The organism is Rhizobacter sp. (assembly GCF_031412495.1).
Lineage (GTDB): Bacteria > Pseudomonadota > Gammaproteobacteria > Burkholderiales > Burkholderiaceae_C > Schlegelella_A.
This window is the reverse complement of the sequence record NZ_JANODC010000046.1, coordinates 1-8774: the sequence shown is the minus strand read 5'-3', so window position 1 is coordinate 8774 and position 8774 is coordinate 1. Positions and strand designations below refer to the sequence as shown.

Genomic DNA, 8774 nt, shown 5'->3' with positions numbered 1-8774 from the left:
CGCCGGAGCGGCGGCCCGAGGCGGCGCCGCTGCAGGCGACGCCGGCCCGACCGCCCGCAGGCGAGCGGGCCGGGTCGGTGCGTGCGCGGCAGCGAAGCGCAGGTGCGCCGGTCCGGCCGTTCGTCCAGGCGGGCAGCAACGTCTGCAGCGGGCTCGTGGCCGGCGCCCTGTGCGTCCTGAACCCCTGCAAGAACCCACGGACGCGCTCGGGCGCGCAGTGCCTCGACCGGCAGCGCGCCGAGGAGATGCGGCTGCGGCGGATGGAGCGCCTGTAGCCCACCTGCTGGCGTCGGGCCCCCCATCGCCGCCCGCTGCCCGATCGCGTCATCGCCTACCTGATCGGTAGCATGGAAGTGCCCACCGGCCTCGACTTCGATGCGCTGATCGCGCTTCGCCAGCGGATCGGCGGATGGCTCGAGGGCAAGCCGCTGCACGGCCACGTCTGGCCAGCCCGGCGATCACTCTGCCGCGGGTGCGATCGTCGCGCGGCTGGCATCTTTCGAGGAGATGATGTCGGCACATCGGTGAGCGCCTCATGAACTTCGGGCCGTCGCCGAGCAAGGCAAATCCTGGAGGGAACCAAGATGAGCACCTCGAGCCTGCAGCTGGCGATCGTCTATCCGGGTGAAGCCGAAGCCCGACGCGCCGCGACGGCGGACAACAACCGCTTTGCCGCCTTGTTCAGGGCCTTCGCGGACCGCGGCGTCGACGCCCGTCCGGCGGTCTACAACCTGGACCAGCTGGAGGACCTGCGCGAGCAGCTGCTCGGCTGCGACGGCGCGCTGGTCTGGGTCAACCCCATCGAGGCCGGGCACTCGCGCGAGCCGCTCGACGCCATCCTTCGGAAGGTCGCTAGCGCCGGGGTCCTCGTGAGCGCGCACCCGGACGTGGTGATGAAGCTGGGCACCAAGGACGTGCTCGTCGACACCCGCGATCTCGGCTGGGGCAGCGACACCCACCGCATCGACAGCCTGGCGCAGCTCCGCACGGAGCTCGGCACGCGGCTGCGTCAAGGCGCGGCGCGGGTCCTCAAGCAGTGGCGCGGGCACAGCGGCATCGGTGTCTGGCGCGTGCAGCGATCGCCGGAGGGACCAGGGTCCGGCCCGGTCCAGCGCGTGCGAGCGCGCCATGCGCAACGCGGCAGCGTCGAGAGCGAGATGCCCTTCGAGTCCTTCATCGAACTCATGGCGCCGTACTTCGAGAACGGCTGCCACATGGTCGACCAGGCCTGGCAGCCGCGCCTGAGCGAAGGCATGGTGCGTTGCTACCTGGTGCGCGACCGCGTCGTCGGCTTCGGCCTGCAGGCGGTCAACGCCCTGTATCCGGCTGCCGAAGGACGCAGCGCCGCCGATGCTCCGGCGCCGGGCCCGCGCCTGTACCACCCCCCCGATCTCCCGCACCTGCAACGCCTCAAGCAGCGGCTCGAGTCCGAGTGGCTGCCGGAGCTGCAGCAGACGCTCGCTCTCGACAACGACCAGCTGCCCCTGCTGTGGACTGCGACTTCCTGAAGGGCGAGCCTTCGGCGTCGGGCGAAGAGGGCCACGTGCTGTGCGAGATCAACGTGAGCAGCGTCGCCCCTTTTCCCGACTCCGCGATCGAGCCGCTGGTGCAAGCGACGACTGCCGCGCTGCAGGCCGCCCGACAGCGGCGGGCCGCCTCCTAGAGCCGCTCGGTCTTCAGCGCCCGGATCATCAGCTCGTCCTGCGCGAAGCGCTGCTCGAGCGCGGCACGGTACTTCGCCCACCACGCCAGGTCCAGTGCCTCGGTCATCACCTCGTAGACGACGATGTCGTCCATCTCTACCTCGCCGCCTTCGGACCACAGGCCCTTGGCCGGAGCGCGGGTGTACGCGGTGAGGCCGCCGAAGCGGTCGACCAGCTCGGCGCGCACGCCGTCGTAGAGCGCGCGGGGCAGGGCGGCTCCGGCCCGGTCATAAAGGGGAAGGAGAAGCTGGACCAGGTGCATTGAGCCTCTCCGGGCAATCGGCGTGCACGAGCGTGGGAATGCACCTTGCCGAGCCCTTGCCCAGGACGCGGCGTCCCACGTCGTTCACACTCGCAGGCCACCCCAGGGTTCCCATGGCTGCAGCCGCCCCCGTTCGCTTCGACAACTCCTACGCCCGCGAGCTCGAGGGCTTCTCGCTGCCGTGGCGGCCCGACAAGGTGCCGGCGCCGCGGACGCTGTTCTTCAACGAGCCGCTGGCCGAGGAGCTGGGCTTCGACGCCGCTGCGCTGCGCGGCGACGCCGGTGCCGAGCTCTTCTCGGGCAACGCCGTGCCCGAAGGCGGCGAGCCGGTCGCCCAGGCCTACGCCGGGCACCAGTTCGGCGGTTTCTCGCCGCAGCTCGGCGACGGCCGCGCCGTGCTGCTCGGCGAGGTGCTCGACCGTGCCGGCCGACGTCGCGACATCGCCCTGAAGGGCTCGGGCCGCACGCCGTTCTCGCGCGGCGGCGACGGCAAGGCGGCGGTCGGGCCGATGCTGCGCGAAGTGCTGATCGGCGAGGCCATGCACGCGCTCGGCATCCCGACCACGCGCGCGCTCGCCGTCGTGGCCACCGGCGAGCCGGTGCAGCGCGAGACCGTGCTGCCGGGCGCGGTGCTGACGCGCGTCGCGGCCAGCCATCTGCGCGTCGGCACGTTCCAGTTCTTCGCCTTCCGCAACGACGTCGAGCGCGTCCGCAAGCTCGCCGAGTACACGATCGCGCGGCACGACCCGGCGCTCGCCGGCTCGCCGCGCCGCTTCCTCGGCCTGCTCGAGAACGTCGTCCGGCGCCAGGCGGCGCTCATCGCGCAGTGGATGAACGTCGGCTTCATCCACGGCGTCATGAACACCGACAACATGGCGATCTCGGGCGAGACGATCGACTACGGGCCCTGCGCCTTCGTCGAGGCCTACGACCCCGACGCGGTCTTCAGCTCGATCGACCGCCGCGGCCGCTACGCCTTCGGCAACCAGCCCGACATCGCGCGCTGGAACCTGGCCCGCCTCGCCGAGACGCTGCTGCCTCTGCTCGACGACGACCCCGCCCAGGCCGCCGTCCTGGCGACGCAGGTCATCGACGACTTTTCCGCCATCTACCGCGCCGAGCTGCAGCGCGGGCAGCGCGCCAAGCTCGGCCTGCGCGCCGACGCGGCGGACGACGCGGCCGACAGCGCCCTCGCCGAGGACTGGCTTGCCCTGCTGCACGCCCAGGCCGTGGACTTCACCCTCGCCTGGCGCCGCCTGGCCGACGCGGCGGCCGGCGACGAAGCGCCGCTGCGTACCCTGTTCGCCGAACCGCAGGCACCCGCCGCGTGGCTGGCGCGCTGGCGCGAGCGCTGCGCCGTCGAGGTCGGCGGCACGCGGACGAGCGACGCCGCCTTCGATTCGGAGCGTGCCGCGCGCATGCGCCGCGTCAACCCGTGGCTGATCCCGCGCAACCACCGGGTCGAGGAAGCCCTGACCGCGGCCTGGCGAGACGAGGACCTCGGCCCGTTCGAGCGCCTGCTCGAGGCCCTGCGCCGTCCGTACGAGGAAGCGCCGGAGCGCGCCCGCTACGCCGAGCCGGCCGCCGCCGAGGTCACGGCCGGCTACCGCACCTTCTGCGGGACCTGACCCCGGGCCGCCGTGGCGCGCCGGCCGGCAACGCCCGACGCCGCGGTCAGTGCATCGGCCGCGTCAGGTACACGCCTTCGCGGCCGACGATCGCCGTGCGCGCCGGCATGAAGATCGTGCAGTCGTCGCAGGGGGCGCGGATCTCGAGCACGCCGTCGGTGGCGATGAGCTCGTCCTTGGCGTAGGTCCCGAAGCCGATCACCGGCCGGGTGAAGGCGAAGCCCGGGTCCTGGATCACGTGCGTGCGCAGCAGCTCGAAGCGGCGCGTCTGCGCCGGCGGGGCGACCGTGCGCTCGACGAGGCCGAAGTGGCCGAGGAAGTCCATCGCCACGTCCTTGGCCAGGTCGGCGCTCGCCTGCCGGAAGTGCTGGCCGCATTCGACGACGAGGGCCGCGCCGGCGGTGCCGCCCGGCGAGCCGTGCTCGCCGTGCTGGATGAGCGGCGTGCCCGAGCCGAGGCCGGCCGGCATGACGAGGTGCACGCCGGGTCGCGGCAAGGCGCCGGCCACCGCCGCGTTGCGCGCGAAGTTCGGGTAGACCCAGAAGGGCAGCACGTCCTGGCTGGTCGAGTGGATGTCGAGGATGTGGTCGGCCGCCGCCACGGCGGGCCGCATGGCGCGGGCCCGGCGCAGCTCGATGCTGTCCTCGCTGCTTTCGAGCCAGGCCGTCGACCAGATCCGGTTCAGGTTGTGCGTGATGAGCCGGCTCTCGAACGGCTGCGCCGGATCGAAGGTCTCGTAGGCGGCGACGTTGGCGAAGCTCAGCGTGAGGGTGCCGCGCTGCGGGCGCACGCCGCGGTCGAGCAGGTCGCAGACCGCGACCATGCCGCAGAACTCGTTGCCGTGCGTGAGCGCATTGACGAGCACGTGCGGCCCGGGCCGGCCGGACTCGAAACGATGCACGTAGTCGGTGCCGGTGTTGCCGGCCCGGTAGGCCGACAGGTCGCGGGGCAGGACCTCGAACGCTTCCGTCGCCGTCATGCAGCCTGCCGCCGTGGCAGCTTCCAGCCGGGCCGCACGTAGTGGCAGGTGTAGCCGTTCGGGATCCGCTCGAGGTAGTCCTGATGCTCCGGCTCGGCTTCCCAGAACGGCCCGGCGGGTGCCAGCTCGGTGACGACCCGCCCGGGCCACAGCCCCGAGGCGTCGACGTCGGCGATCGTGTCCTCGGCGACGCGCTTCTGGTCCTCGCTGGTGAAAAAGATCGCCGAGCGGTAGCTCATGCCGACGTCGTTGCCCTGGCGGTTCTTCGTGCTCGGATCGTGGATCTGGAAGAAGAACTCGAGCAGCTCGCGAAAGCTCAGGCGGGCGGGGTCGAACACGATCTCGATCGCCTCGGCGTGCGTGCCGTGGCGCCGGTAGGTGGCGTTCGGCACGTCGCCGCCTGAGTAGCCGACGCGGGTAGAGACCACGCCGTCGATGCGGCGGATCAGGTCCTGCATGCCCCAGAAGCAGCCGCCGGCCAGCACGGCGCGCTCGGTCGGGTTCGTTGTCGTCGTCGTCATTTCCTGTCCTCCACCTGGTCGATGTAGTCGCCGTAGCCCTGGGCCTGCATGTCGTCGCGATGGACGAAGCGCAGGGACGCCGAGTTGATGCAGTAGCGAAGGCCGCCGCGGTCGCGCGGCCCGTCCTCGAAGACGTGGCCGAGGTGGCTGTCGCCGTGCCGCGAGCGGACTTCGGTGCGCACCATGCCATGCGACGCGTCGCGAAGCTCGCTCACGTTGGCCGGCGCAATGGGCTTCGTGAAGCTGGGCCAGCCGCAGCCGGACTCGAACTTGTCGGCCGAGGCGAACAGCGGCTCGCCCGAGACCACGTCGACGTAGATGCCGGGCTCGTGGTTGTCGAGGTACTCGCCCGTGCCTGGGTGCTCCGTCGCGTTCTGCTGCGTTACCCGGTACTGCTCGGGCGTGAGCCGCGCCAGCGCCTCGGGCGTCTTGCGATAGGGGGTCGTCACGTCGGGACCTTTCGTTGCGCGGCGTCGCCGCCGGATCCGCCCGGGTGCGACATACGCACGCCCGGACCGGAAACGATGCTAAGGCCGACCGGAGGTCCTTGCCCATCTGGGCCCTAGGCGTGGAACATCCGGCGGTTTGCCCGCGCGGTCCGCGCTTTCATCTCTTCGGGAATCTCATGAACAAGGCAGCCGCAGGTCTCGGTCTGGTCGTCGTCCTCGGCGGCGGCTATCTCGGCGCCACCGGCTGGGCCGGCCAGCAGGCCGAAGCCCGTCACCGGGAGCGGCTCGCGCAGCTGCAGGCACGCGTGCCCATCATCAAGGTCAGCGAGCAGAAGTACGCCAAGGGCTTCTTCAGGTCGACGAGCACGACGACGCTGCAATTCGGCTGCGCGGCCGCCGGCGGCAAGCCGCTGCCGACGGCGACGGTCACCAGCTCGATCCGGCACGGCCCGATCGCCGGCGGCACGTTCGCCGCCGCCGTCGTCGACTCGCAGCTGCGCATCGCCGGCGGCGACGCCGATGCACAGCGGGTGATCGCCGCCTTCGGCGACGGGGCGCTGATGAGGGTGCACACGGTCATGGCTTTCGACGGCGGCTCGAGCAGCACCTTCGCGAGTCCGGCGGCGCGGCTGCCGTTGGGCAGGGGCGCCGAGGTCGAATGGAAGAGCCTGAGCGGCGAGTTCGTGGCGAGCCGCGACGGCCGTGCCGTCACCTACCGGATGAACAGCCCGGGCCTGGCGATCACCGACCCGGCCCAGTCGGGATCGGTGCGGGTCGGCGCGATCGCCATGCACGGCGACGGGCAGGCGATCGGCCCGACCGACCCGTTCCTGATCGGCAAGGTGGAGGGCACGCTCGAGGCGATGGAGATCGCCGGCGGCGCGACCGGAGCGCCGGTCAAGGTCGTGTTCAGCGGCATGCGCTTCACCAGCGCCACGACGCTCGCCGGCGAGCTCCTCGGCGGCACGTCGTCGTTCGCCGGCGCCGGCATGTTCGGCGACGTCAAGGTCGACAAGTTCGACATGACGATGTCGATGAAGCGGATCCACGCCCCGAGCTATCAGCGTCTGATGGAGACCGTGACAAAGGAGGCCTACCGCTGCGACGGGGCCGAGCAGGCGGCGGCTCTGGCGTCGCTGCCGGGAAAGATCCAGGCCGACCTGATGGCCCTCCTCCGGCACGGGCCCGAGGTGTCTCTCGATCGCATGGCGGTCGTCTCGGGCGGGCTCACCGGCGAGTTCTCCTATGCCGTGGGTGTCGAGGGCGTGACCGAGGCCGATGCCGCGCAGCCCCTGCCGGCCGTGCTGCTGACGCGGGGCTACGCGCGCGCCGCGACGCGCGTGCCGGTGGCCTGGCTGCGCTCGCTGTCGCAGGCGGGTGCGTCGCGGCTCCCGGGCAGCGTGCCGGACCCGGCCGGTGTCGACGCGATGCTGGAGTTGGGCCAGGCACAGGGCTACCTGGTCCGCGACGGCGACTACGTGAAGAGCGAGATGTCTTTCGCCAAGGGCGCGATGACGGTCAACGGCCAGCCGCTCGGGGGCCGGTGATGGCCGATGCGGCGCACCGGGGCGCGCACCCCGGCACGCCGCTCGCCGTTGCGTTTCACCACCACCACGAAACGGGAACCCCCATGAACGCAAGACAACTCGCCTCCTCGCTGGCGATCGCCGCCGCAGCGGCTTCTCTCGCCGCCTGCGCGCCGATGGGAGCCGGAAGCTCTGCCGGCCCGGGCTCGACGGCGGGCACGTCGATCCGAGGCGCATCGGCAGCCGACGACCCCGACACCATGACCGTGCTGTTTCCGTCGGTCGGCGCGAGCAATGCGCTGCAATCCGGCTGCTGGGCGACCTTCTACGACGAGCGCAACTTCGGCGGCGACTCGACCACGCTGGTGGGTCCCGTCGAGCTGAGGACGCTGGACCGCGGCTCGGCGCGGCAGCTTCGCCGCGAGATCAAGAGCGTGGTGACCGGCCCGCGGGCCACCCTCATCCTGTTCGAGCGCCAGTTCCTCTCGGCCCGTTCGGTCGGCTTCGCGCCGGACAGCCGCGAGCCGGGGCTGATCGAGAAGCTCGGTTTCGGCGGCCGGATCGAGTCGATGCGCCTGCAGTGCAGCTGAACCGGCGCGCTTGAATGAATAGCCCGCAGGCGCGGGCTGTTCCAGCGTCGCTCTGAGTTTCAGGGTCGCGGGCTCCCGCCGCCGGCCCCCGGCTTCGAGGCAGCGCTCGAGCCGGCGCCGGCGCCGCCCATGGCCATCGGCTTGCCCGCGCCCTTGCTCATCGCCTGCACCATCTGCAGGTGCTCCTCGAGGGCCGGCAGGGTCTTCGCCGCGAAGGCTTTGGCCTCGGGGTTCTTGCCCGACTTCGCCTCGGCGCGGAACAGCGACACCGCCTGCCGGTGGTCGTCGAGCAGGAGCTTGAGGTATTGGCGGTCGAAGTCGGCGCCCGCCGTTTTGCCCTGAAGCTTCTCCACCGCCAGCTGGTGCTTGCGGTCGAGTGCCGTCGGCAGCATCACGTTGTGCTTGCCGGCGATCGACTTCAGCTCCTGGCTGGTCCGGGTGTGGTCCTGGACCATGCGGCCGGCGAGCTGCTTGACGTCGTCGCGGGTCGCCTTCTGCTGGGCGATCTGGCTGAGCTGGACCTCGGCCATGTCGCTCATCGCGGCCTTCTCAATGAAGGCGCGATCGGCGCCCTGCGCCGGCGCCGCGGTGCTGCCAGCCGTCGCGCCGGACGGCCTCGAGGAAGTCGACCCGGGCGCACCTTGGGCGGCCACACCGCCGGCCGTGCCGAGACAGAGAAGGCCGATGGCCAGGACGATGCGGTGGGTCTTTTCGATGGGCGCCATGCGCTGCTCCGGTGATTCGATCCTGCAGGGTCGGCAAGCCCCGTGCCGCAGGACGACGGAGCAGGCAGGCCGCCTGCCGAATGACGATCAGTACATCGGATACAGCCGCTCGGTCGGGATCACTTCCTTGATGCCGCCGGGTGCCTGCCACCAGACGTGCGCCTCGGTCAGGCCACCGCCCTGGAAGTAGCGGATCCGGATCGGGTAGCGCTGGCCGGCGACGAGGTCGATCGTGCCGGCGTATTCGGTCGGCCCCTGGAAGAACCAGGCATCGACGACGGCCGTGCCGTTGATGTGGATCCGCATGCCGTCGTCGGTGGTGCCGTAGATCGTGTAGGTCCCGGTCACCGGCGCCTCGATGTAGCCGGTCCAGATCACCGACACGTTGTCG

13 protein-coding genes are annotated in these 8774 nt (G+C 71.4%); 7 read left to right on the top strand and 6 right to left on the bottom strand.

The features are described 5' to 3' along the window. From AC30N0_RS01710 to AC30N0_RS01695, 4 genes are all read left to right on the top strand, one after another. The coding region (locus AC30N0_RS01710) for a hypothetical protein (RefSeq protein ID WP_489516211.1) at positions 1–275 on the top strand (275 nt) is incomplete at its 5' end. Between the two features lie 72 nt (positions 276–347). Further along, entirely contained in the window at positions 348–539 is a 192-nt protein-coding gene (locus AC30N0_RS01705) for a hypothetical protein (protein WP_489516210.1), read from the top strand. A gap of 45 nt (positions 540–584) precedes the next feature. Further along, the gene (locus AC30N0_RS01700; RefSeq protein ID WP_489516209.1) at positions 585–1508 is read left to right on the top strand and encodes a Cj0069 family protein; all 924 of its coding nucleotides are present in this window, start codon (positions 585–587) and stop codon (positions 1506–1508) included. Next, positions 1490–1663 carry a hypothetical protein gene (locus AC30N0_RS01695; protein WP_489516208.1) on the top strand — a complete coding sequence of 58 codons (174 nt, stop codon included), beginning with the start codon at positions 1490–1492 and terminating at the stop codon, positions 1661–1663. The genes AC30N0_RS01700 and AC30N0_RS01695 overlap by 19 nt, the downstream gene beginning before the upstream one ends. On the opposite strand, the gene AC30N0_RS01690 is transcribed toward AC30N0_RS01695, so the two are convergent. Further along, on the bottom strand, positions 1660–1965 hold the full coding sequence (locus AC30N0_RS01690) for a hypothetical protein (protein WP_489516207.1): 306 nt from the start codon (positions 1963–1965) through the stop codon (positions 1660–1662). The genes AC30N0_RS01695 and AC30N0_RS01690 overlap by 4 nt on opposite strands. 113 nt (positions 1966–2078) lie before the next feature. Here AC30N0_RS01690 and AC30N0_RS01685 point away from each other — a divergent pair, with 113 nt between their 5' ends. Next, the gene (locus tag AC30N0_RS01685) at positions 2079–3593 is read left to right on the top strand and encodes a protein adenylyltransferase SelO (protein ID WP_489516206.1); all 1515 of its coding nucleotides are present in this window, start codon (positions 2079–2081) and stop codon (positions 3591–3593) included. A 46-nt stretch (positions 3594–3639) separates the two neighbouring features. Here the strand turns inward: AC30N0_RS01685 and AC30N0_RS01680 are convergent, their stop codons facing one another. From AC30N0_RS01680 to msrB, 3 genes are read right to left on the bottom strand one after another with little or no spacing between them, the layout of a single operon-like run. Then, entirely contained in the window at positions 3640–4572 is a 933-nt protein-coding gene (locus AC30N0_RS01680) for a M14 family metallopeptidase (protein ID WP_489516205.1), read from the bottom strand. Next, complete coding sequence (msrA, locus tag AC30N0_RS01675) at positions 4569–5093, bottom strand: peptide-methionine (S)-S-oxide reductase MsrA (protein WP_489516204.1); 525 nt, start codon at positions 5091–5093, stop codon at positions 4569–4571. Before msrA ends, AC30N0_RS01680 begins: the two co-directional genes overlap by 4 nt. After that, the gene (msrB, locus tag AC30N0_RS01670; protein ID WP_489516203.1) at positions 5090–5542 is read right to left on the bottom strand and encodes a peptide-methionine (R)-S-oxide reductase MsrB; all 453 of its coding nucleotides are present in this window, start codon (positions 5540–5542) and stop codon (positions 5090–5092) included. The genes msrA and msrB overlap by 4 nt, the downstream gene beginning before the upstream one ends. Positions 5543–5718: 176 nt before the next feature. Between msrB and AC30N0_RS01665 the strand changes: the two genes are divergently transcribed. Together AC30N0_RS01665 and AC30N0_RS01660 are read left to right on the top strand one after the other, a co-directional pair. After that, positions 5719–7089 carry a YdgA family protein gene (locus AC30N0_RS01665; protein ID WP_489516202.1) on the top strand — a complete coding sequence of 457 codons (1371 nt, stop codon included), beginning with the start codon at positions 5719–5721 and terminating at the stop codon, positions 7087–7089. 83 nt (positions 7090–7172) lie between these two features. After that, a complete protein-coding gene (locus AC30N0_RS01660; RefSeq protein WP_489516201.1) occupies positions 7173–7658 on the top strand; it encodes a beta/gamma crystallin domain-containing protein in 486 nt (161 codons plus the stop codon). Positions 7659–7717: 59 nt separating this feature from the next. Here the strand turns inward: AC30N0_RS01660 and AC30N0_RS01655 are convergent, their stop codons facing one another. Next, complete coding sequence (locus tag AC30N0_RS01655; RefSeq protein ID WP_489516200.1) at positions 7718–8383, bottom strand: DUF4142 domain-containing protein; 666 nt, start codon at positions 8381–8383, stop codon at positions 7718–7720. Between the two features lie 87 nt (positions 8384–8470). Further along, on the bottom strand, positions 8471–8774 hold a 304-nt coding region (locus AC30N0_RS01650; RefSeq protein ID WP_489516199.1), incomplete at its 5' end, for a PA14 domain-containing protein.